Genomic DNA, 22,608 nt, shown 5'->3' on the forward strand with positions numbered 1-22,608 from the left:
TCTTCCATCTGCACGCAAGGGTATCAGTATTGACAGAATGTGATATACTCTGCGCGCACTTTATACCTTATTAACAGAGTAAGACAATGACTGATTTATCAAAATACAGAAACATTGGTATTTTTGCTCACGTAGACGCGGGTAAAACTACCTCTACAGAGCGTATCCTAAAGCTAACTGGTAAGATCCATAAGATCGGTGACACTCACGACGGTTCAACTACTACTGACTTCATGGAGCAGGAAGCTGAACGTGGTATCACTATCCAGTCTGCAGCAACAACTTGTTTCTGGAACGATCACCGTCTAAACATCATCGATACTCCTGGACACGTTGACTTCACTATCGAAGTTTACCGTTCTCTGAAAGTACTTGACGGTGGTATCGGTGTATTCTGTGGTTCTGGTGGTGTTGAGCCTCAGTCAGAAACTAACTGGCGTTACGCTGACGAATCACACGTATCTCGTCTGATCTTCGTTAACAAACTAGACCGTATGGGCGCAGACTTCTACAAAGTTGTAGACCAAGTACAAAACGTTCTAGGTGCAACTCCTCTAGTAATGACTCTACCTATCGGTATCGAAGAAGATTTCGTAGGTGTTGTAGACGTACTAAGCCAACAAGCTTACGTATGGGACGAGTCTGGCCAGCCAGAGAACTACGAAGTTCAAGAAATCCCAGCAGACATGGTAGACAAAGCAGCTGAATACCGTGAAATGCTAATCGAAACTGCTCTAGAGCAAGACGAAGATCTAATGATGGCTTACCTAGAAGAAGGCGAAGAGCCATCTGTAGAAGACATCAAACGTTGTATCCGTAAAGGTACACGTGACCTAGCATTCTTCCCAACTTACTGTGGTTCAGCGTACAAGAACAAAGGTATGCAACTTATTCTTGACGCGGTAGTAGATTACCTACCATCGCCAACAGAAGTTGATCCACAGCCTCTAACTGATCCTGACACAGGTGAAGCGACTGGTGAAGTTGCAACTGTATCTGCAGACGAGCCACTAAAAGCGCTTGCGTTCAAAATCATGGACGACCGTTTCGGTGCTCTAACCTTCATCCGTATCTACTCTGGTAAGATGAAGAAAGGCGACACAGTTCTTAACTCTGCAACTGGTAAAACAGAGCGTATCGGCCGTATGGTTGAGATGCACGCAGACGAGCGTAACGAGATCGATTCAGCACAAGCTGGTGACATCATCGCTGTAGTTGGTATGAAGAACGTTCAAACTGGTCACACTCTATGTGATCCTAAACACGAATGTACTCTAGAACCAATGATCTTCCCTGAACCAGTAATCTCTATCGCTGTTAAGCCTAAAGATAAAGGCGGTTCTGAGAAGATGGGTATCGCTATTGGTAAGATGGTTGCAGAAGATCCATCATTCCAAGTTGAGACTGACGAAGAGTCTGGCGAAACTATCCTAAAAGGTATGGGTGAACTTCACCTAGATATCAAAGTTGATATCCTAAAACGTACTTACGGCGTTGAGCTAGAAGTAGGTGCTCCTCAGGTTGCTTACCGTGAAACTATCACTCAAGCAATCGAAGACAGCTACACTCACAAGAAACAGTCTGGTGGTTCTGGTCAGTTCGCGAAAATCGACTACCGTATCAAACCAGGTGAAGTTGGTTCAGGCTTCACGTTCAAATCAACAGTTGTTGGTGGTAACGTACCTAAAGAATTCTGGCCTGCAGTTGAGAAAGGCTTCGCTGGCATGATGGAAACTGGTGTTCTAGCTGGCTTCCCTACTCTAGACGTAGAAGTTGAACTATATGACGGTGGTTTCCACGCAGTTGACTCTTCAGCTATCGCTTACGAAATCGCTGCTAAAGGCGCATTCCGTCAGTCTATGCCTAAAGCTGGCGCGCAACTTCTTGAGCCAATCATGAAAGTTGACGTGTTCACTCCAGAAGATCACGTTGGTGACGTAATCGGTGACCTTAACCGTCGTCGTGGTATGATCAAAGACCAACAAGCTGGTACTACTGGCGTACGTATCAAGGGTGATGTACCTCTATCAGAAATGTTCGGTTACATCGGTACTCTACGTACAATGACATCTGGTCGTGGTCAGTTCTCTATGGAGTTCTCACACTACTCACCATGTCCAAACAACGTTGCTGAGCAAGTAATTGCTGACGTTAAAGAGCGTAACGCTAAGAAGTAATTCTTAAGTTAACTCTATGATTTTAAAGCCCCGCCTCGTGCGGGGCTTTTTATATCTATGGCCGAAAGTTGTTTGAAGAGTCATCAACGTTCATCTTTTAAGTTTGCTTTACTTTGACGCTGAGATGCTGGCTAACATTCATCACCGAACTTGGTCGTTCTCTTGCTATTTAGCAAAACTCCTTTTGAAGTAAGACTGCTTATTTATCGAGATCGATAATTTCAAAATCTTGTGTCACTGACTTTTCAAATGTGTCTATCTCTTCTCTTAACCACTGGGCAAATAGTTGTGCTTTTGGTCGCTTCAAGTAACCCTTGGGTGCACATAGGTAGTACGCAAATCTAGGTTTTATCGCGATGTCGCCAATACGAACCAGTTTACCCGTCCGAAAATATTGATGCGCCAAGCTGTGTTTGACGAGCGCTACGCCTTGTAGTGATAACGCAGCTTCCAACACTAAGTGCGAGCCACTGTATTTTAAAGCGGGTTTTGCCGCTAAGTGCCCAAGTCTTGCTAACCACATGTTCCAGTCGAGATCGGGCCAAACGTCTTCGATGAGCTCTGCTTTGCTTAAATCTTCGATGCTATAGATGCCATGTTCTTTCTGATACATCGGATGACATGCTGGGTAAAAGGCTTCGTCCATCAGCCACTGCGATTCTAAATTTGGGTATTTTCCTAATCCGTAGCGAACGCACAAATCTATCTGACTATCTTGAAAAGAGACGAGATCATTTGTGGGCTCTAGTAATAGGGCAATATCAGGATGACGTTGACGAAAGGCGGTGATTTTAGGCACCAACCAATGGTGGGCAAAGGAGGGCAGTGTTGATATTGAAAGGTGGTTCGGGTTTGGATCCTGGTTGACAAGACGTACGCCTTGCTGCAAATGGGCAAACCCTCTTTCTGCCTGAGTAAATAGCAGTTCCCCTTCTGGCGTCAGCACAATTTTTCTGTGTTGACGAACAAACAAGTCCGTCCCTAAAAACTCCTCAAGCTGACGAATTTGTTGGCTGATGGCTGCGGGGGTAACAAATAGATTCTTGGCTGCGGTTTTAAAACTGCCTTCCTTTGCTGCGATGAAAAAATAGTACAAGCCTTGTAATGGTGGCATCCGATCTTTCACATTAGTTTTCCTTAACTCAATGGCAGATTCTATCGTTTGAGGATATCAGCGTAGTCTCCGATTATTAGCTGGTCAATATTGTAATAGGAAGCCAAAACATGGAAAACGTGACGCAAACTTGTGAACAAGTGATCCCAGTCAGTCGTCAGACTTGGTTACAGTTAATTTATTCTAAACTGGTTGTTTGGCGAAGGAACTATCGGACGCGCCGACACTTGAGGGACTTACCTGAACATTTGTGGGACGACATCGGATTAGAAGCGAATGAGATTCGTGATGAAGTCAGCAAACCATTTTGGAGAGAGTAGTTTGAAGCAAGAATAAAGAGCACTCCCCAATAGCTTTGAGGAGTGCTTTGCTTGGTTACAAGTCTTCTTCCCACAAGACTAATTCATCTTTCGGCCAGTTGTGGCCAAGCTCGTGGTATTTTTGTTCCAATACATGGCGTTTGATTTTTAGTGTTGGTGTCAACACACCATTTTCAATACTCCATGGCTCTTTGATCATCAATACGCCTTTGATCTGCTCATGAGAGGCCAATTCTTGATTCATGCGCGCAATGACTTTTCTTGTCGTACGAGCATAACGCTCCTTGTCGAAATGAGGAAAATCATGCGGCACCACGAGAAGAATAGGGCCAGGTAAACCTAAGCCAATCAGGCACATCATTTCTACACGGCTGTACTCGAAGAGTTTTTTCTCAATCGGTACTGGAGAGACAAATTTACCCTTGGCGGTTTTGAACGTGTCTTTTTTGCGACCTTGAATGGTGAGGTAGCCATCTTTATCAATTGCGCCAATATCGCCTGTGTGCAGCCAACCGTCTGAATCAAAAGATTCTTGAGTTGCGATGTCATTCTTGTAGTAGCCAGAGAACAATCCCTTACCGCGCACCATGATTTCGCTGTCATCGGCAATTTTTAACTCAATGCCGGGACCTGCGTTACCCACGGTACCAATTTTATCTGCTCTAAATGGGTAGTTTATGGTGCTGTAAGCGAAGGATTCCGTCATCCCCCATGCTTCGGTGATGTTTAGGCCAACGCTGTGGTACCAATCTAATAGTGCGGGTGATACCGGAGCAGAACCACAACCCAAAACTCGCGCTTGATCTAACCCCAGCCCTTCGGCGAGCTTTTTCTTAATCAGCGAATTTACGAACGGTATTTTCAGTAAGAAATTCAATTTTTTCTGTGGAAGTTTGTCTTGAATGCGTTGCTGGAACAGAGTCCATAATCTCGGTACAGAAATGAACAAGGTTGGGCGGTGCATTTTCACGTCTTCGATAAAAGTATCGAGCGACTCTGGGAAAGCCGTTGGTACGCCACCCATGATGGATGAACCAAAAATATAAACGCGTTCAGTAATATGTGCCAATGGTAGGTAGGAAAAGAGTCGGTCGTTAGCTTGAATACCGATGTGGTTGATCAGCTGTTGTACCGACCAACTAAACGCTCCGTAAGTCAGCATTGCGCCTTTTGGCAAACCTGATGTGCCGGAGGTATACACCAATGACATCAACTTATCGTCGTAGTGTTGTGGACGCTCTTCACTTGGCACGGCATCCGCAATCAATGCGTTGAACTGGTATTGGCATTGTGGTGCTGAATCATACGGCAGCGCGATGCTGATAAGCTCGGGCATGGCATCAATGACTTGCTGAGTTGCTGCTGGGTCATCAAGCTTCCCCCCGATCAGCGCCTTACTTTCACTGTGAGTTACACAGTATTCAATCGTGTCGGCCCCTGCGGTAGGGAAAATAGGTACGCTTACGTAATCCCCTAGCATCATGGCCAAATCGCAGATAAACCACTCTGCGCAGTTTTTCGATACCAGTGCGACTTTATCGCCAGGCTGAATACCCAGCCCACGTAGTGCGCTGACGAGCTTGAGAGCCTGATCGGCGACTTCTGCGTAAGTAAACTCGACAAACTGTCGGTTAATGATTTGTTTTAGGTAGACCTCATTCGGGCGCTCCGCTGCCCATTTAAGAATCATTTCATTTGGTGGTGGGAGAGCGCAACCAGCAGTGCTATTTATTTTCGGCTGATTCATGTTTGGTGACTCCATGTCTTCTCATTGTATTTATAGTTGTTAATGCATTGTTAACTTTAGCATGTTGAATTACGACACGGGAACGCATTTTGATGAATTCTGTGGAGATCATAGCGATTTGCAATTGACGATTTTTTCTTCATCTCTAGTTGATGTCAAAGATAAGCGATTTATTTTAAAAACATTATTGCGAAATCTGAGAATCTATTCTAATCATTTATAAATGAGTAGTTTAATGTTGAATCACGATTCGGATACTTGTTGGAAGTGTTCTCATTATTGGCTCTACTATGAAAAGTAAGAGGCTTCTCTTTAAGGTGCAGCCCAAGTTTGCTTGGATTAGATCATTAGAAAAAGGAAAATGTGATGTTAAGGAAGAGTTTGTTAGGGAGTTATCTTTGTAGCTTATTTTTAGTTGGTCAAGCGTACTGTGCCGAGGGCGATGATATACCTCAGAGAGCACAAACAGTTGGTGATGTTATTGAGCGTCCAGGGGTCTTAACTCCCAAAGGGAAGTGGTCGTTTGATTCGTCTCTAAGTTATACGCAGAACTCTTCAAATAAAGTTTCTGTTGTTGGGTATACGGTGTTGCCAACGTTGATCGTTGGTCGCATCGAGGTTAGTGATTCGGATAGAACCACGGTAACAGTTGGATTAACCGCGCGTTATGGTTTAACAAATGCTACAGAATTAGAGATTCGAGTACCATACGTTTATCGTAATGATCAAGTTTCTACAAGACCTATTCAAGATGGATCTAATAGCAATGTGGTCAATACTACGGTAGATGGTGGCGGTCTAGGGGATTTAGAGTTTGCTTTGAGACACCAGTTTAACTTTGAATCTGCACCATACTGGGTTGGTGGTTTGAGAATAAAGTCAGACACAGGCCGCTCACCTTATGATGTGTCCATTGAAGATGGTAGCAACTCATTTAGTGATGTACCTACTGGCTCTGGTTTTTGGAGCTTTGAACCAAATTTGTCTCTTATTCATCCTGTTGATCCTGCAGTTTTGTTTGCTAGCATCAGTTACATCTACAACTTAGAGGATACTGTTAAGGTTGGTGACACAAAAGCTGATGTTGAACTAGGAGACACTATTTCTCTTTCGGGAGGGATGGGATTTGCTGTAAACCCTGATCTTTCCTTCTCATTAGGACTGAGTCATAAAACTATCTTGAAAAGCAAGGTGAATGGAAGCTCAGCAGATGATGCAAAATTGCTTCAACTAGATGCACTTACTTTTGGAATAAATTATGCGTTTAGCCAAAGATCGTCTATCAATATCAGTGCGCAGGCTGGGCTAACTGAAGATACTCCTGACTTTCAATTGACGGTTAGAGTACCGTTCAATTTATGATACTTAATTTCTGATAGCGTTTATGTATGTCGATCTAATTGAAGTACCATCGATGCACTTTTTACGTCAGGTTTACTAAGGTCTCATGTTGACCTTAATTTAGAGCATTTAATTTACAAAAACTAAGCATGTTAAATTGAGTTAGTGGTTATTTCTTCTTTAACGTTTAATCTACGATTTGAAAAAGTACTTATATTAGAAAAAATTTAATTAGGAACTGACATGTCATATTTTTTAAAGTTATAAAATATATGACATAATAAGTAGTAGTCTCGGTTTATAGGCTAAATGACATTTTTATTGCAAATGATTCAATAAAGCATCTTCGAGTTGTTGGTTTGCTTTGATTTCCCGTATTACCCCATTTACTTGAGCATCAATGTCTACGAGCGTGCTAAGTCCAATAATACTGTTATCTTTCGTGTTTTGAATAATATTGATAATGCTTGAATTTATAAAGTCTGAACTTATTATATTAGGATTTTGAGACGAAGGCATTTTTGGTGAATCTATAGAATCATCTCCAATAATATTTCCTTCACCAAATTGTATGATGTTAACAATACCCTGGTTGAAAACATCTCCACTTTGATTTTCACTATTTGCGCTAATGTTTTTTAAATTACCATTTTCAATTACTAAGTTGGCTATATTTGTGTTCAAAATATCATCGCCATTTATAGTCGTAGTAATGCTTAATCCAATATTAATAATATACTCGTCCGTAATTTGGAAACCACCTCGATATTCTTCTAAAGATGAATTTGAAAGAGGAGTAAGTTCTTGCAGGCCAACATCTTTAGCATTCACATTAAAATGAGGTATTAGCATACAAAGCACTAACAAAAATTTATTGTAGTTCATAATGCAGGCCTTTCAGGTTGTTAAGCTCTTAAAGTTATTTAAAACAATGTTATATTAATTTTCACCGGAAACTGGGAGAGTAATGCTAAATACCCCTAAGGAATCTCTAGACACTCCTGTTTTTAATGGTGATCTTTGATATACGGTGAAATTATCATTGGTTATAAAGCTAGACCGTCCCATTTCCGCTTCGTTACGGACCAGTAACACAATTCCTTGGTAATATTTTTCAAACTCATCCAGTTTCATTATCATGGTTCCTCTAGAAGGGTCTCCTAGAATAACTGAGTGATTGTTTATACCTCTGATGACAACAAAATGCATATACCCATCGAAATTAACGAGAGTAATCCCAGGGACGCCGACTTCTTTAATTTTCTCCAGTCCTACTTGAAAGCCGTCAGAACGTAACCCTATGGAATCCAAGTAAAACTTCATATCCAACAAAGAAAAACCTTTCTCTTTGATTTTTTCTTTATCACCTTTTTCAAACATGCTTTTGAAGATATCTTGTTCAGATGACTCTGTTGCATAATGAAAAGTGAGAAGAGAAGCCAGGGCGGCAGAGCCACAGCTGAAGTCATACTGTTGGCGAAAAACATCACCGAACACTATTTCTTTGTAGCTTTTAACAGGAACAGAGTAATGTGCTCGGTAAGGTAGCAGTTCTAATGAAATGGCTGATGCTGAATAAACGAGCATCAGCCAAATTAAGTTATTTAATACTTTCATATTGTTTACTTGAGTGTCAGGTTAACGACGGTAGAGTTCTGGATTAAAACGTTGTTTCCGCTGTTCTGAATTACGTTGGATATACCCGAACTGTCTGCGAACGCTCCACTTGATAGTATATTGTTACCACTCACGGTGTTTGACGCGACATTATCTGACGAAATACCATTGATATCTGATTCTGCATAAACCAAGTCGAGTTCAACATTTTGTCCACCTCTTGATTCATTCATGATATCCAAGCTAACTTCTCCGCCAGATAATGCAATGTCATCAGCGAGTGCAGTGCAGGCAACTATCATACTCAAAGTACAGATTGCCAAACGCATCGCTTTCTCCTACTAGTCGGTTACTCACCCCCAGTAAACACACTTGCATTAGTTGTAACAGATTGTTGTACAAGTGAATTTGAACCAGCATTCTGACCAACGGTAGTAATACCAGCTGCACCACCAAGACCACCAAGGGTGTTCATGTTTTCAACTCGAACTCGAGTATCATCCGCGTTAGTTGCATAAATAACTGATGCACCTGTAACACCACCCATTAGGCTTGAGCTCGCAACAACCATATCTGTATCCATATGGACTTGATTGAAGCTATCAACATTTGTTGAGCTCGAGTCACTTTGATAGTTACTATTGTCGTTAAAGCTGTTCGAGTTTGTTGTGCTTGAATCAGCGTAGCTACGGTTATCACTCTGGTTACGGTTGTCGCTTTGATTACGATTATCGCTGTTATCATTAAAGCTACCGTTGACGCTAGAGTCACTGTTGTCGTTGTGGCTTCTATTTGTGTTGATACTTGAATCACTACTATCACTAGTTAAGCTCACATCAAGATCAGCACTGGTACTATTGTCGTTGTGGCTTTGAGCTGTGTTCATGCTTGAGTTTGAATTGTCGCTGTTGTCATTAAAGCTGTCATCAACGCCAAGAGTTGCACTGTTGTCAGTATCGCTGTTGTCGTTAAAGCTATCACCGATACCCAGTGAAGCACTGTTGTCACTGTTGTCGTTAAAGCTATCGCCAACACCCAATGAAGCACTGTTGTCACTGTTGTCGTTAAAGCTGCCTGATAAACCGATAGCAGTATTCGCGCTGTCAGTCCATTGCATATTATCATTGCCATCATCGATCTCATTCGCGATTAGAGAGCCGCTAAATAAAATTGCTGACATTGCTAAAGCAAGCCCTGTTTTGTTTAGAGTCATAACGATTACTCCATTTCCTATATATTCCTGATTAAAAATGACTGCACTTAACTTCTTGCTGCTTCCTTCAAATGTTGTGGGAAGCGATGAAATTATAAGAAAGGATCAGTGAAAGCTGTTCTCATTATTGAGAATGATTCAGGCTGGAAGGGAGTATTTAGGTACGTCTCTTTAAAGTATTAAAGAAAAAAATAACATAATCATAATGTTATTTTTTGTATTTACTTTAAGTACTCATCAAGTATGAAATGAAGCCAATATAAAGAAGTAATTTGTTCTATTGCACTGAGCGGAGCAGTCATCCATTTTTTATAAATGGTATTTTATCCAATTATTATCTTTATTATTTAATATTATAAATCATATCCTTATGCTAACACAGGTTGAAAAGTATGGATTAAAACACAACAGGTTCATACTTTTTAAGTCTTTTTCGGTGCTGAAAAGCAATGCGATATCATTCTGAAGTGCTATATTTTCTACTTAAAATGAAGATAAATTCTCTTTGCTATCCCCAATTAATTTTCTAACGGGGTTTGGTGAAACAGGTAAGTTAATGTGGTGGGACTATGGAAAAGAAGCACTTGATACTGCTAGCTGAGAGTAATTTACAAAGTAACTTAATAAAAAAACAGCTGTCTTCCATTCATGATGTCGATGTAAAGATAATGCAACCAGATGAAGTGGTGTTCAGAAGTCACTCACTCAGTATCGATTTGATGTTTATTGATTACGATTTTATGCGTCAGCTTGAAATGCAAGGAAAGTTACCAGATTTTGATCTATTTGGGTGGTCCTTTATGCTTCACAACGTCCCTTGTGAAAAAGTACAAACGGACTTACTGCATTGGAAGTTGTTAAAAGGAATTTTGCTCCGAAGCGCATCAGTGACACATATATGTGATGGCGCGGAATACGTACTGAAAGGTGGGTTGTGGCTGCCAAGAATGTACCTAGAGAAGTTAGTCCTCAATTACCGGCATGCAAATTTGTCCGAAGAACAGCAGCATGATGAGTTAACATGCAGAGAAAAACAGATTCTAGAGCTACTTGTGTACGGCATTTCAAATCAACAAATTGCTTCAAGACTTTTCTTATCTGAAAGTACAGTGAAAAGCCATATATACAAACTGTATAAAAAACTCGATGTCCATTCTCGTCATGATGCGGTTAAGTTGGTACGAATGAACAATGGCTTAACCGCAAAAAGTTAAGTTGTAAAGCATACAACCCATTGATTAATGATGTTTTTGATTTAAGGGTTGACGTATCAGACAGGCATATCGTAGAGGTGATAAGGTCACATCCGCAACATTGGTGAGAAAAGGTTTAGGATATCTCAGGGTTCTGCTCGATATTGATAACTTAGAATGCATAGCACTCGCATTTTGAGAACATTTTGGTTTGATAATTAATTTCAAGGATATGCGTCAAGATAAAGTGTATATAAACGCATGACTTTTGCAACATAAAGGCGCGTTTCGGGAATTGGTAATTTCTGTGTGAGTTCAAAATATAGCGCTTCTTCACTCATTTTATTCACATTGCGTGAAAACATGAGTAACGAGTTAGTCCTGCTAAGCGTTTGCATTACGCGAGATAAACCACAATTATAGGCAGAAATCACGACAAGCCGCCGCTTTGTGTCGGACGTTATCGCTTGCAAATGAACATTGTTTAGAATGTGCAAATAAGCACTTCCTATATCTATGTTTACCTCGGGCCGATATAATCTCTCGCTCTCTACCTGATGTTCATCGTGGTATTTTTGTGCTACTTCTAACGCTGCACCTTGAGGCATTATTTGCATTAACCCAATGGCGCCTTTATCAGAGCGTGCTTTAGGATTAAACGCACTTTCAGCGTCAATAATGGCAAATATTAGCGCAGGTTCGATTTGCCACTTTTCTGCCGCTTGAGACACTAATGGAACGTATTCCCAAGCAGAAAGGAGTCTTCGTGAAAATTTTGGAGCGCGATTCTCTAGTATTTTTGCCTGGCCTTTTCCTTTAAGCTCAACCATCTGAGTAGCTGATAGAGACGGGGGCAGGGGAGGGAGAGTTTTACTTTCAAGAAAACTGTGTTGTTGCTTCTGGATTTCATCATGATCCAGTGTGGTTATTTTTGCTTGGGTAAATAGCGCGCAGCTAAGTAGCGTTATAGTCATGGATAAACGTCGTCGCCATTGTATGAGCTTGTTTAGCCTTGATAGGGGGAGTTTACTCCCATTTAAAACCATGTCTAATTACCTTACGTTTTTGTCCACCAATAACCAAATGTTGAGATCTTGTTGGCTTATTGCTAAACGTGAGGGATGTTCCCTTTTAGCCTGTCATGCAACCATTGATTGTATTTGCTGTACTCCGTATGAAGTGGCCAAATCAAAGAAGCGTATATTTGCTTGCTAAATAGACCAGTCTCATTGGGATATAGGGTCAGAATCTCAGCATATGGATTCTGTTCAAGAGCGTGCTGTGGTACAAAAGCAATGCCTTTTTGCGCGATACAAAGCTCAATCATTAATCTAATATCATCAAGCACCCAAACTAGATTATTGGCTACATTCGATAAATTTAGGATGTATTCGTGACCATCTAATAATAGTAGGCGAGATTTGTACGGTTTCGATACTTTGAGTTGTTGGGGATGCGTGACCCAATGACAATGTACGCAAAATAGCTCATCAATATTAAAGTTACGAGTAGTTCGGTGGTAAGGGTTGCCAATTGCTATGTCGATTTCATGTCTATCAATACAATCGACGAGCATGTGGCTAGGCATTGTTACAATGGTGAGCGCGAGCTCAGGAAAAGTATCGCACAAGGCAATCAAGGTCGATCTTACCTTAGGGCTAAAGACTAAAGGGTCAACTCCCAAACGTAAGCGCAATGATTGGCAATGCATTAATGACTCGGCGACGTGGTTCAAATCTCGGTATTTATTGACTAGAGGTGATACTAGTTGGTAGAGTTTTTTCCCCTGCTCCGTGAGCCCAATCTGTTGCGATTCGCGGTCAATCAAACGATAGCCAAGCATCCCTTCAAGGCTTTTAACTGCACCGCTTACGGTCGATTGTGATTTGCCCAACTTCCTCGCTCCTGCACTGAATGAGCCACACGTTACCACTGCATGAAAAGAGATTAGATTGTCGAATGCTAGTTTCATCTTGTTTCTCCTGTATCTATTGTAAGCGTAATGGATATTATTCTAATCGAATAATTTCTGGTTTTTTTGTGATCAATACCTTTTTTTATGTCATAGATATGTGACCTTTTTTTCTATTGCTTAACATGATTTGGTTCAAAGTGACCTTATTGTCACCATATGTTTATGATATTTAAGATTTTTAGATATTCGTGGAATAAAAATAGTGAATTTCTATCGGTTTTACCGATAGCTTGTTATTTTCGAGATGTTGAACCTCGGTCTATGCTCAAAGAGCAAGGCATTAAAATGCAAACAAGGAAGAGGATAACACCATGATTACTAAACTTTATGTCACCGCAAGCACCTACCTAAACAGCCTAAAAAACGATGAGCGTGGCGTGACCGCGATTGAATATGGTCTTATCGCCATTGCTATGGCTGCGATGTTAGCCGCTGTATTTTATGGTGGTGGGAATATTATCGAAGAGTTAAGAACTGGCTTTGGTAAAATCGCCTCGGCACTGAATTCAGCTAACACGGCAACTCCGTAAACCAATACTCAACATTTAAGCCTTATGTTGATGATTTATGCTCTCTTAGCTCTGCTCTGTGCGATGGTATCGTTTTCTGACCTTCGTCATCGCACGATAAAGAATCATCACGTAGGCATGATTGCACTGTTGGCAATCGTTATTGGCAGTGCGGACTATACACTCGACAGCACTTGGATACTGGGTATTTGTTGGTCTGCGCTGCTTGTTCTTCACATTTTTAATGTAATGGGAGGGGGAGATGTAAAACTCATTGCAGCCTTTTCTTTGGCACTTCCAACCGCTTTTTTGCTGCCCGCTTTAATGCTTGTAGCTGTGTTTGGGGGCGTACTTACCACATTTTACCTGTGTAAACGTTGGTGGATAACTAAGAAAAGCGCGCAAGAGCATGTACAAATCGGCCTCCCTTACGGCGTTGCAATTTGCTGTGGCTTTTTCACAGCACTTCTATTGAATTCAGCCGTTTAATCGGTGGGAGGAGCGTATGCGATCTCGTATCGGGTTAGTGTTGGCACTGTTAGCACTGGTGATAGGTGGTTACGGGCTGTTTAGCCAAATGTCGAGCCAAGCACCACAACAGGAAACCGTGGCCCAAGATAATAACTCTAATCAACCTCAAGTGCACTACGTTCAGGTATGGCGCGCCAAACACGATCTCACACGTGGCAGTGCCATCGGAATAGAAGACGTAGAAAGAGAGCAAATGCAGCTCGACATGGCATTGGAAGAGGGGATCAATAGCGATATTCAACTCGATTTTTCACCTTCCACGCTACTTATCAATGATGTGCCTCAAGGCAAAATTGTGTTTGCCGAATACCAAGTGGATGAGAATGACCCAAGGCATATTGATGTGCTCATTACTGCAGGTAAGGAGCCGTATTCACTTTTGGTCAGTACACGTAACTTAATCAAAGGTTATATTCGTCCTGGGGTGTATGTGGATGTGCTGTCAGTCGGTTCACCTCAAGAAAATCTTTCCGACGAGCGCAGGACGAGTATCGATTTTAACGGTGTGAGTGCGCGCCACATCTTACGTAACGTCAAAGTGCTCAGTGTGGGTAATTCCAAAGAGCCTGTGGACTCGCCTGTTAAATCCAACGTCAGCAGTGATGATGAAAAGCAGATCGTCATCGTGGTCGAAGTGGAGCCCAGTGATATCGCTAAATTATCCATTGCGCAAAAAACCATGTATCTAGAAGTATACAGAACACATCAATATCAAGAGCCAGTGTTCGCAGAAGTGCGTGACGTGATAGGAAATTACAGCGGTGTTGCCGAGTTAAGAGGCTCATCTCGACAATCAGCACAAGGAGAAGAGCTGTGATGGTAGGAATAATTAGAAACACTTGGCAATTTGGGTTGAGTGCATTGCTCTGCGTGTTGTTTAGCGCATCCCTGTGTGCTGCAGAGCAATACATTACCGTGGGGGATGGTCAGCACATCGCGGTAGAGGAAGCTATCTCTACCATTTTTATCAGCGATCCAGAAGTCGTGGATTACAACGTCGTAAATGAAAATACAGTAGTTGTGTTTGCCAAGTCTGTCGGGCAGGCACGGCTTATCGTTTACGGTAATTCGGAAAAAGTGCTGCTCTCGCAGAGGATCATCGTTGATGTGGATCTCTCGCTCGTGCGTCGTCAAATCAAGCTGATGTATCCAGATCTAAATGTCAAAGTCGAGTCGGTGGGGCAGCAAGTTGCAGTAAGCGGTATCGTCGATTCTGAGCAACAACGTGATGATATCTATCGCATGGTGGCGACACTACTGGGGCGTAAGAAGGTAGAGAAATGGGAAGATACCGACATAATTGAGTTTAAGGGCGATGGGTTTGATGTACAGGAACCTCAAAGCATGATCTTTGCTCGTAACATGACGTGGGAAGGCATTTTGGAGTTGCTAGAAGTTGCCACGGATCAGCAAGTTAACGTTAAGATCTCTGTAGCACAAGTGACTGAAAGTTTCGCGAAAACTGTAGGTGTTGATTGGTCTTCTGTTGGAGCTGATGTGGGGGAGTTCTTATTCCAACAATTTGATGCCGCAGATTTAACAACATTGATTACAGCACTCGGAAATGAAAACGTAGCGCAAATTTTGGCTGAACCCAATCTTACTGTGATTTCTGGTGAGTCGGCAAGCTTTTTAGTTGGAGGTGAAGTACCAATTGTCGTTAGTACTAATAGTAACATCAACATCACCTTTAGAGAGTTTGGTATTAAGCTTGATCTCACTGCCAAGGTGCTGCATGAAGACAAAATCCGTATGCGCTTGATCCCGGAAGTTAGTGAAGTGGAAAGATACATTCGTGCTGCAGGTATAGAAGTACCGCAGTTTGCTACTCGACGAGCCATGACCACCATTGAGCTAGGTGATGGCGACAGCTTTGTCTTGGGGGGCTTAATGAGCAGTGCCGATCTTGAAGAGTTACAGAAAACCCCTCTACTGGGTGATGTGCCTATCTTGGGAGCGGCATTTCGGAAAGCATCCACAGACCGACGCCATACAGAGTTGATCATTGTTGCCACAGTCAATCTTGTTAAGCCAATAAAGAATAAAGAGATTCAACTTCCATACATCAGAAAAACCTCAACTCTGCACCGTTGGTTTAACGTGGATACTAATGACGTTGGCAATAAAGGCAATGACCCCACCATCAAATTGCTTTCTCAGGGAGGATTCATCCAATGAGACGAACATTAATGACATTGTTAGGTATCATTCTACTCACTGGCTGTGCAGAGCGTTACTTTTCGGGCTCTGGCGTAGAGGCCCTAATTTACCCAGAAACGCATGTGTATCAATTAACGATAAAATCGGTATCGGAATCTGCAGAGCAGCTCGGAGACATCATCGACAAAGTCAGTGAGATCGATTCCGGAGGCCATTATTTATTGGAATATCGCAACAGCAAAGGGAAAAAAGTGGTACAGCATACCCTGAAAACGAGAGCTACATTACCTTTGCGTGCGGACTCGTTCGAACTAAAGCCTAATAGCACTATAGATAGCGATCTGCTACTAACAGTTACTTACCATGCCATGATGACACAAGCGTGTAAACCGGCAGAAATTGAACGCGCTAACCCAAGCCGAAATTGCTTTTCTGAAGTGGCTAGGATGAAGCAAGTCTCTCACAAGGAACGCATCGTGGAGGGGTTATAATGTTTGATTTAGGAAAATCTCTTAATCAAAGCAAACCAGCGGTCTTAGAAGGTAGTCATGGCCCTGTAGGTTGTGTTCTGCTCCATCAAAGCGACGAATGTGTTGCCTTGGTAAAAGAAATGTTTGAGTTTGAAGGTTGGGCAGCACCAACCTGCATCAAGCAGAGTGCGGTGCCGAAAAACTTTTATTCAGAGCAAAGCGGAAATATGGTCATTTTGGAGCTTTCTGAATCGCAGGATATTGTTACTGATGCGCAAAGGTTGACTAACCAAATGCCGACTCACAAAGGTATTGTAGTGATAGGTACGGAAGATTCGATCAGTGTATTACGTCAGTTAAAGGATGTCGGGTTTTACTACCTGTTTTGGCCAATCAATAAGCATGAGTTTGCAGATTTCATTATGAACGTACACCGGAATTTACAAACCTATACTGGGGTGAGTAAGCAGCGTCGGGCAAAGCGTGTGGCTGTTGTTGGTAGTAAAGGCGGAATTGGAACCTCTTTCATCGCGACCGAGATCAGCTCTAAATTGGCATCGAACGATATCGATAATATTCTTGTCGACCACCAGTACAACAACAGCAACATTGATGTGTTACTGGCGTTAGACGACTTTAAACCACGTTCGATAGACGAGTATGCCGTTCCAATACATGAACTTGATACAGAAGGTGCCAACAGCTATCTAACGAAAATACGTAAAAACTTGCGCTTACTGTCGTTAGGCAGTGATCGATCTCAAGCAGAGGTTTTTAATTACAGTCAGGCATTGTGTGAGTTACTCAGTCGTAATACCAATTTCATCATTGAGGACTTCTCTGGCAGTATTGATTTTCACGTCGAACCCCATATGTTGATAGAAAACTACGATGTGGTCGTCGTGATTTTTGAGCCTTCCATTTCATCGATTCGGAATGCTCGAACCCTACTCGAACAGCTAGAAAATAAGCAGATCTCGATGAGCAAACGGATTCGTATTATTACATTGGCCAATCATCACCGACCAGAGAACAACTTTGTCATTGAGCAAAAAGAGCTAAAACGATACTTAGGTTCGGAGGTGAATCTTAATATGGCCTACTGTCGTTCATTGTCGCATCTATTGCTCGAAGGCAAACGCGCTCACAAACACGATCGCAGTATTAGCCATACTATTGATGATCTCACACGTCTTATTAACGGGCAGCCAGCTCAGTACACTGGCGGTTTTCTCGCTAGGTTGGGGGTCAAATGAGTTCTAATAAAGAGGTTTATTCAGCGTTTAGAGCACAGATCTTCGAGGCACTTGATGTCGAAGCGATACAATCTCTTGCGCGCCCTGAGATCGAGGGGCAAATTCGCAATGCGGTAGATGTGTTAGCGACTAACTTTGATCGCCCCGTGACTAGTATGATGAAAGCAAGCCTTGTGAAAAGCATGCTAGATGAGTTGTTCGGTCTCGGTCCAATCCAGCCGTTGGTGGATGATAAAGCGATCACTGACATCATGGTCAATGGTCCGAATAATGTTTTTTATGAAAAACATGGAAAACTAGAAAAATCGGACATTACGTTTATCGACGAAGATCAAGTACGTACGATAGCCAAGCAAATTGCCGCGCGCGTTGGACGTCGTGTGGATGAGCTCTCTCCCACAGTGGATGCCCGTCTTAGTGATGGTAGCCGGGTTAATGTAGTGATTCCGCCGATAGCGTTAGATGGCACCGCCATCTCTATTCGTAAATTCCGTGAGCAAAATATAGGCTTAGAGGAGTTGGTCGAGTTTGGTTCTATGTCCATGGACATGGCAAGGCTCTTGTCTATCGCGTCTCGCTGCAGGATGAACATCTTGATCTCTGGGGGGACTGGGTCCGGTAAAACTACACTACTCAATTCGCTCTCTCAATATATTGGTGAAGATGAGCGCATTGTAACCATTGAGGATGCCGCAGAGCTGCGCCTACAGCAACCGAACTTGGTACGCATGGAAACCCGAGCTGAGAGCATTGAACATACAGGGCTAGTGACGCAACGGGATCTTGTGATCAACGCGCTACGTATGCGACCTGACCGTATCATCCTTGGTGAGTGTCGTGGCTCAGAGGCGTTCGAGATGTTGCAAGCGATGAATACAGGCCATGAAGGTTCCATGTCTACTTTGCACGCAAACTCACCACGAGATGCGATATCTCGTGTCGAATCGATGGTGATGATGGCGAATTTAAACCAACCGTTAGACGCTATTCGTCGTGCTATTGTCAGCGCTATTGAATTGGTGGTGCAAGTTAGCCGCTTGCGTGATGGTTCGCGAAAAATCACGAGCATATCAGAAATCATTGGACTAGAAGGTGATAGCGTGGTGATGGAGGAGATCTTTCGCTTCCAATATGAAGAAGTTGGGTATGGTGAAGCAGTCCGAGGCCGCTTTATTACTGAAGGCTTAATGCAACGCTCCGAGTTGGTGAAAAAAGCCCACTTTTATGGTCTCTATGACGAGCTAATGAAAGCGTTTCAAGGAGAAAGAAAATGATCTTATGGATATCTTTCATACTATTTTGTGTCGCGATTTTGTTCTTATTGAGTGGCAAAAAGAGCAAAGTAGAAAACTATTTCCCAGAAGTGGAGGTGGAGGAAGATATCATTACCGCAATTAACCTTAATGTGTTAATCGAACAAAAGCCGTGGCAACGTTTTAAAAACATGGTATCACCGGCAATAAAAGTGCTCGGACCCAGAGCATATGTGATCATTTTTATTTTCTTGTGTCTCTCGGCTTATATCAGTTATTACGTCGTGTATCAGTTACTGAATGTTGATTCGCGCTTGATGTCGTTTCTCATTTTTACTTTTTCAGTATTTTGGGGATATTTCTGGCTGCAAAATCGACGTCGTTTAGATTTTGAGAAAAAATTCCCCGATGCGTTGAATATTTTAATGAGTGCGGTGACCGCCGGTGAAAGTTTAATGCATGCCTTTTCGTTTGTAGGCGAGAATATGGATGGCGAAGTTGGACGTGAATTTAGGGAAATGGGTGAGCGACTTAAATTGGGAGAAAACCCAGAGAAAGTATTATTGCGCTCGTGCAAAGCATTCCCTTACCCTGAGTACGTTTTTTTTACCATTACGGTACGTGCCAACCTGAACCGAGGAGGACAGTTAAAACATGTATTAGCGCGTTTAATTCGAATTTTAGTTGATGCAAGAACACTAGAATCGAAAAAAATGGCAATGACGTCAGAGGCAAGAATTTCAGCCAAAGTGGTTGCAGCGATTCCTTTGGCGTTCGCTATCATTATTAGTCAAATTAATCCCGACCATATTGAATTTGTGCTCAATGACCCACGTGGACAATTAGTATTGTATTATGTTGTCGGTAGTGAGTTGATCGGTCTGTTTATTGTTTGGCTTCTGGTAAAAGGAGTTAGGCGATGATTTTAGCAATAAGTGTGTTTTTAATTGTTTGCGCGCTGACTTTTGTCTTTTATGACTATTACTCGACACGCAAGCGTGAAATCGCACTAAATAAATATTTAAAACACCAATCCAAAAAAATGAAAAAGCAAAAAATGGAAACGTTTATCGTTGCATTTGGGGAGAGTGGTAAAAAAGACTTAGAACAAAAATTGTTAAACGCGGGTTATTACAATAAGCAGCTAGCGAAGTACTACTTTCCTTTTAAAGCTTTTCTCTTTGTGGTGGCATCATTAGTCATTTTCTTTATTGATGTGGCCATTAATAGCAAAATCATTTTGCTCCTCATCGCAGCGGTAACCATTATTGTGTTACCTGACTTTTTACTCGAGTTACGCCGACGTTGGCTTGTGCGTAAAATTTCAAAAAACCTTCCCTACGTGCTCGATATTATGTCGGTGTGTGTGCAAACGGGTATGACCATTGAGGCATCTTTTGCTTATTTGGCCAAAGAGCTAAAAATCTTCGATAAAGATCTGTGCTATCAAATCAATAAGACGTCCGAGTCAGGGAAAGTACACGGGATTGAAAAAGCCTTGCATGATCTGTCGCTGCGCTTGCCTGCACCAGAGATCAATAGTTTTGTGCTTACCATTATCCAAAACTTACATTATGGCGCCTCTGTTGCTGGTGTATTAAGTGACTTGGCAGAAGACATGCGCCGAATTCACTTACTCGAAGTAGAAGAGCGAATGGGGAAACTATCAGCCAAAATGAGTGTGCCTCTTATTTTGCTGATCATGTTTCCAATCGTTATTTTTATCCTCGCTCCGGGTTTCTTGCAAATCGATTTCTCGACACTTTCAGGGAGTGGGTAATGAAAAAAATCGCATTGATGGCTTTAACACTTTTTTCTCTCATGGGGTGCAGCTCGACTGCGTACAACGAAGAAAGTACTGTTGAAAGCATGAAACGTGTACAAAATCATGCAGGCCTTATTGAGCATTACAAAGCGCGCTTAGAACAAAAACCCAACGATGTACAAGTGATGCAGGATCTCGCTTTTGCTTATCTGGCAAAAGAGGATGTGGAGTCTGCAAAATTTTATGTTCAGCACTTATCTGAATTAGGAGTTGAAAATGCGCGACTTGCACAGCTAGGTGGGCAAGTTCATAGCCTCGAAGGCGAAGATGCATTAGCGTTGGAACAGTACCAACGTTCCATCGCTATGGGTAATAGTAGCGGAGAAATTCAGGTACTAACCGGCATTGCGTATAGTAACTTGGGTGAGTTCTCTTTGGCTATACGGGCTTTTAATCAAGCTCGCCTGAAGGGGTTTAGTGATGTAGCCATTAAGAATAATCTCGCTGTGGTCTATTTAGCTCAGCAGCAATATCATGACGTAATCGCGCTGCTTGCCCCTGTTTATCAGGAGAACCAAAGCAATGAAAAAGTACGTTCAAACTTAGCCATTGCCCTTTTCAAGGTAGGAGAAGTATCGCAAGCCAAAGAGTTACTTGAGGGCACTTTTTCTGATACGCAAGTTGCGCAAATATCCAAAACGCTTCATCGATAAAAGCGATAACGATAAGAAACGAAATGTATTAAAAAGTTACATCATTGAAATATGGCATGGGATACAGCGAAAGCCACAAAAGTGACACCGATAATTAGGGTGGACAATATGAAACGATTATTGACTCAATTTCAAAGAAATGTAGCCGCTAAATCTCGATCTAAGAGTAAGTCATCATCAAGGCGTTCACGGAAAAAAATACAAGGGGTTACGGCTGTAGAGTTTGCGCTCGGTGCATTGGTGCTAGCGATTTCACTGCTGATGTTGTTTGAGATGGGACTACGTATTTATACAATGAGTGTGGTTGAGTATGCCTTAAGAGAGACGGTGCGAAATACTAAGATATTTGAGGGTGGGAGTAACTATAGCAGCTATAATAATACATTGAGAGCAGCGTTAAATGAGAGCGGAACACTTTGGTCTGCGCTGACTCCAGCGGACAATTTTAGTATTTCGGGTAAGTACTACTTAACCTATCCGGATCTGATCGCAGATAGCAGCTTTTCAGATGCGGAAATGATGGAAGATGATTTGGGCTATCAGATTGCTGAGATTACGTTAACGTACAATTACCGTCCGGTTTTGAATGTGTTTTCTAGTGCCACTGTGCCTATTGTCAGAAGCACTTTGATCAATTTAGAGCACGAGGGTTGGGAGGAATAACCATGAAATTGCGTTCCCGACAAAAAGGCTCCTTCGCCATTGAGCTTTTCTTTGTGCTTATAGCGATCGTCACCATTTTTTATTTTATGACTGATCTGAGCGATAAATTGATGACAAGAGCAAAACTTGATCGCAGTAGTTTTGCCTTAGTAAACATACTAAAAGAGCGCACTCGGTATTACGATGAAAGAGTGAATTTAAATGCAATTGATACCTCCCACATGCAAATTTTGGCAGCGCGTTTGCTCGGTACTAGCCCCGATAGTATCGCTATTAAGATAGAAGCATTGCACAATAAAACCGTTTGGGAGCAGTTTGTAAGTACGGAATACGAGAACTTAGGCTGTAATGCTGTAGCGTTGAATGAAAAAGTTGATCTTGTCCCAGTTGAAAATAGCGTCGTCTTTCCTCTCTACCAAGTAACGCTGTGCCAAAAGGAAACGTCTTGGTTCGCGACGCTTTGGGGGAATAGCGGCGGGTCCACAATGACAATCTCATCCAGTTCTGTTGTGGTGGGGAGGTAACAATGGGTTTCATGAATAAGCCACAGTCTTGTCGCTCAACGTATTTTAGTAAAGCTACAGGTCGAGT

At 42.2% G+C, this 22,608-nt stretch carries 24 protein-coding genes; 16 read left to right on the forward strand and 8 right to left on the reverse strand.

The genetic code is table 11. The features are described 5' to 3' along the window. Positions 1–86 precede the first annotated feature (86 nt). Positions 87–2,177 (forward strand): elongation factor G, encoded by a 2,091-nt coding sequence (fusA, locus tag ACF8CV_RS18840; protein WP_005456593.1) that lies wholly within the window; start codon positions 87–89, stop codon positions 2,175–2,177. 199 nt (positions 2,178–2,376) lie between these two features. Here the strand turns inward: fusA and ACF8CV_RS18845 are convergent, their stop codons facing one another. Further along, entirely contained in the window at positions 2,377–3,303 is a 927-nt protein-coding gene (locus ACF8CV_RS18845; RefSeq protein WP_069499662.1) for a LysR substrate-binding domain-containing protein, read from the reverse strand. Positions 3,304–3,401: 98 nt separating this feature from the next. On the opposite strand from ACF8CV_RS18845, the gene ACF8CV_RS18850 reads away from it, so the two are divergent. Continuing rightward, a complete protein-coding gene (locus ACF8CV_RS18850) occupies positions 3,402–3,611 on the forward strand; it encodes a DUF1127 domain-containing protein (protein WP_005494095.1) in 210 nt (69 codons plus the stop codon). 55 nt (positions 3,612–3,666) lie between these two features. On the opposite strand, the gene ACF8CV_RS18855 is transcribed toward ACF8CV_RS18850, so the two are convergent. Then, the gene (locus ACF8CV_RS18855; protein WP_005456535.1) at positions 3,667–5,358 is read right to left on the reverse strand and encodes an AMP-binding protein; all 1,692 of its coding nucleotides are present in this window, start codon (positions 5,356–5,358) and stop codon (positions 3,667–3,669) included. 366 nt (positions 5,359–5,724) lie between these two features. Between ACF8CV_RS18855 and ACF8CV_RS18860 the strand changes: the two genes are divergently transcribed. After that, positions 5,725–6,720, forward strand: a complete 996-nt coding sequence (locus tag ACF8CV_RS18860; protein ID WP_023624279.1) for a transporter — start codon at positions 5,725–5,727, stop codon at positions 6,718–6,720. Between the two features lie 297 nt (positions 6,721–7,017). Here ACF8CV_RS18860 and ACF8CV_RS18865 read toward each other — a convergent pair whose 3' ends face one another. The 4 genes from ACF8CV_RS18865 to ACF8CV_RS18880 are packed head-to-tail and all read right to left on the reverse strand — an operon-like array spanning position 7,018 to position 9,529. Next, complete coding sequence (locus ACF8CV_RS18865) at positions 7,018–7,584, reverse strand: hypothetical protein (protein WP_064376472.1); 567 nt, start codon at positions 7,582–7,584, stop codon at positions 7,018–7,020. A 54-nt stretch (positions 7,585–7,638) separates the two neighbouring features. Next, positions 7,639–8,316: a C39 family peptidase gene (locus tag ACF8CV_RS18870; RefSeq protein WP_005380165.1), complete on the reverse strand. Its 678-nt coding sequence runs from the start codon at positions 8,314–8,316 to the stop codon at positions 7,639–7,641. Positions 8,317–8,321: 5 nt separating this feature from the next. Continuing rightward, positions 8,322–8,645 carry a hypothetical protein gene (locus ACF8CV_RS18875; RefSeq protein WP_005380167.1) on the reverse strand — a complete coding sequence of 108 codons (324 nt, stop codon included), beginning with the start codon at positions 8,643–8,645 and terminating at the stop codon, positions 8,322–8,324. Between the two features lie 20 nt (positions 8,646–8,665). After that, positions 8,666–9,529: a dentin sialophosphoprotein gene (locus tag ACF8CV_RS18880; RefSeq protein WP_169602434.1), complete on the reverse strand. Its 864-nt coding sequence runs from the start codon at positions 9,527–9,529 to the stop codon at positions 8,666–8,668. Between the two features lie 569 nt (positions 9,530–10,098). Between ACF8CV_RS18880 and ACF8CV_RS18885 the strand changes: the two genes are divergently transcribed. Continuing rightward, positions 10,099–10,743, forward strand: coding sequence for a helix-turn-helix transcriptional regulator (locus ACF8CV_RS18885; protein ID WP_045545316.1), 645 nt, complete (start codon positions 10,099–10,101; stop codon positions 10,741–10,743). A 203-nt stretch (positions 10,744–10,946) separates the two neighbouring features. On the opposite strand, the gene ACF8CV_RS18890 is transcribed toward ACF8CV_RS18885, so the two are convergent. Continuing rightward, the gene (locus ACF8CV_RS18890) at positions 10,947–11,696 is read right to left on the reverse strand and encodes a transglycosylase SLT domain-containing protein (RefSeq protein ID WP_161442947.1); all 750 of its coding nucleotides are present in this window, start codon (positions 11,694–11,696) and stop codon (positions 10,947–10,949) included. A gap of 134 nt (positions 11,697–11,830) precedes the next feature. Next, positions 11,831–12,694 (reverse strand): LysR family transcriptional regulator, encoded by an 864-nt coding sequence (locus ACF8CV_RS18895; RefSeq protein ID WP_045545315.1) that lies wholly within the window; start codon positions 12,692–12,694, stop codon positions 11,831–11,833. A 314-nt stretch (positions 12,695–13,008) separates the two neighbouring features. On the opposite strand from ACF8CV_RS18895, the gene ACF8CV_RS18900 reads away from it, so the two are divergent. The 12 genes from ACF8CV_RS18900 (at position 13,009) to tadF (ending at position 22,541) form a co-directional block, all read left to right on the forward strand. Then, positions 13,009–13,227, forward strand: a complete 219-nt coding sequence (locus ACF8CV_RS18900; protein ID WP_169602430.1) for a Flp family type IVb pilin — start codon at positions 13,009–13,011, stop codon at positions 13,225–13,227. 30 nt (positions 13,228–13,257) lie between these two features. Beyond that, positions 13,258–13,695 carry a prepilin peptidase gene (locus ACF8CV_RS18905; protein WP_249114772.1) on the forward strand — a complete coding sequence of 146 codons (438 nt, stop codon included), beginning with the start codon at positions 13,258–13,260 and terminating at the stop codon, positions 13,693–13,695. A 16-nt stretch (positions 13,696–13,711) separates the two neighbouring features. After that, the gene (gene cpaB / locus ACF8CV_RS18910; protein ID WP_169602427.1) at positions 13,712–14,554 is read left to right on the forward strand and encodes a Flp pilus assembly protein CpaB; all 843 of its coding nucleotides are present in this window, start codon (positions 13,712–13,714) and stop codon (positions 14,552–14,554) included. Then, positions 14,554–15,915, forward strand: a complete 1,362-nt coding sequence (locus ACF8CV_RS18915) for a type II and III secretion system protein family protein (protein ID WP_169602506.1) — start codon at positions 14,554–14,556, stop codon at positions 15,913–15,915. The genes cpaB and ACF8CV_RS18915 overlap by 1 nt, the downstream gene beginning before the upstream one ends. Continuing rightward, positions 15,912–16,388 (forward strand): hypothetical protein, encoded by a 477-nt coding sequence (locus ACF8CV_RS18920; RefSeq protein WP_045545310.1) that lies wholly within the window; start codon positions 15,912–15,914, stop codon positions 16,386–16,388. Before ACF8CV_RS18915 ends, ACF8CV_RS18920 begins: the two co-directional genes overlap by 4 nt. Then, positions 16,388–17,623 (forward strand): chromosome partitioning protein ParA, encoded by a 1,236-nt coding sequence (locus ACF8CV_RS18925; RefSeq protein ID WP_169602425.1) that lies wholly within the window; start codon positions 16,388–16,390, stop codon positions 17,621–17,623. Before ACF8CV_RS18920 ends, ACF8CV_RS18925 begins: the two co-directional genes overlap by 1 nt. Then, positions 17,620–18,897, forward strand: a complete 1,278-nt coding sequence (locus ACF8CV_RS18930; protein WP_045545308.1) for a CpaF family protein — start codon at positions 17,620–17,622, stop codon at positions 18,895–18,897. Before ACF8CV_RS18925 ends, ACF8CV_RS18930 begins: the two co-directional genes overlap by 4 nt. Then, complete coding sequence (locus ACF8CV_RS18935; protein ID WP_169602504.1) at positions 18,897–19,799, forward strand: type II secretion system F family protein; 903 nt, start codon at positions 18,897–18,899, stop codon at positions 19,797–19,799. The genes ACF8CV_RS18930 and ACF8CV_RS18935 overlap by 1 nt, the downstream gene beginning before the upstream one ends. Then, entirely contained in the window at positions 19,796–20,656 is an 861-nt protein-coding gene (locus ACF8CV_RS18940) for a type II secretion system F family protein (protein ID WP_045545306.1), read from the forward strand. The genes ACF8CV_RS18935 and ACF8CV_RS18940 overlap by 4 nt, the downstream gene beginning before the upstream one ends. Beyond that, positions 20,656–21,354, forward strand: coding sequence for a tetratricopeptide repeat protein (locus tag ACF8CV_RS18945; RefSeq protein WP_161442953.1), 699 nt, complete (start codon positions 20,656–20,658; stop codon positions 21,352–21,354). Before ACF8CV_RS18940 ends, ACF8CV_RS18945 begins: the two co-directional genes overlap by 1 nt. A gap of 108 nt (positions 21,355–21,462) precedes the next feature. Beyond that, on the forward strand, positions 21,463–22,017 hold the full coding sequence (locus ACF8CV_RS18950; RefSeq protein ID WP_082063947.1) for a TadE family protein: 555 nt from the start codon (positions 21,463–21,465) through the stop codon (positions 22,015–22,017). 2 nt (positions 22,018–22,019) lie between these two features. After that, a complete protein-coding gene (gene tadF, locus ACF8CV_RS18955) occupies positions 22,020–22,541 on the forward strand; it encodes a tight adherence pilus pseudopilin TadF (RefSeq protein ID WP_138938285.1) in 522 nt (173 codons plus the stop codon). The last annotated feature ends 67 nt before the right edge of the window (positions 22,542–22,608 follow it).

Source organism: Vibrio sp. zbq_1 (genome assembly GCF_043102935.1).
Classification (GTDB): Bacteria; Pseudomonadota; Gammaproteobacteria; order Enterobacterales; family Vibrionaceae; genus Vibrio; species Vibrio parahaemolyticus.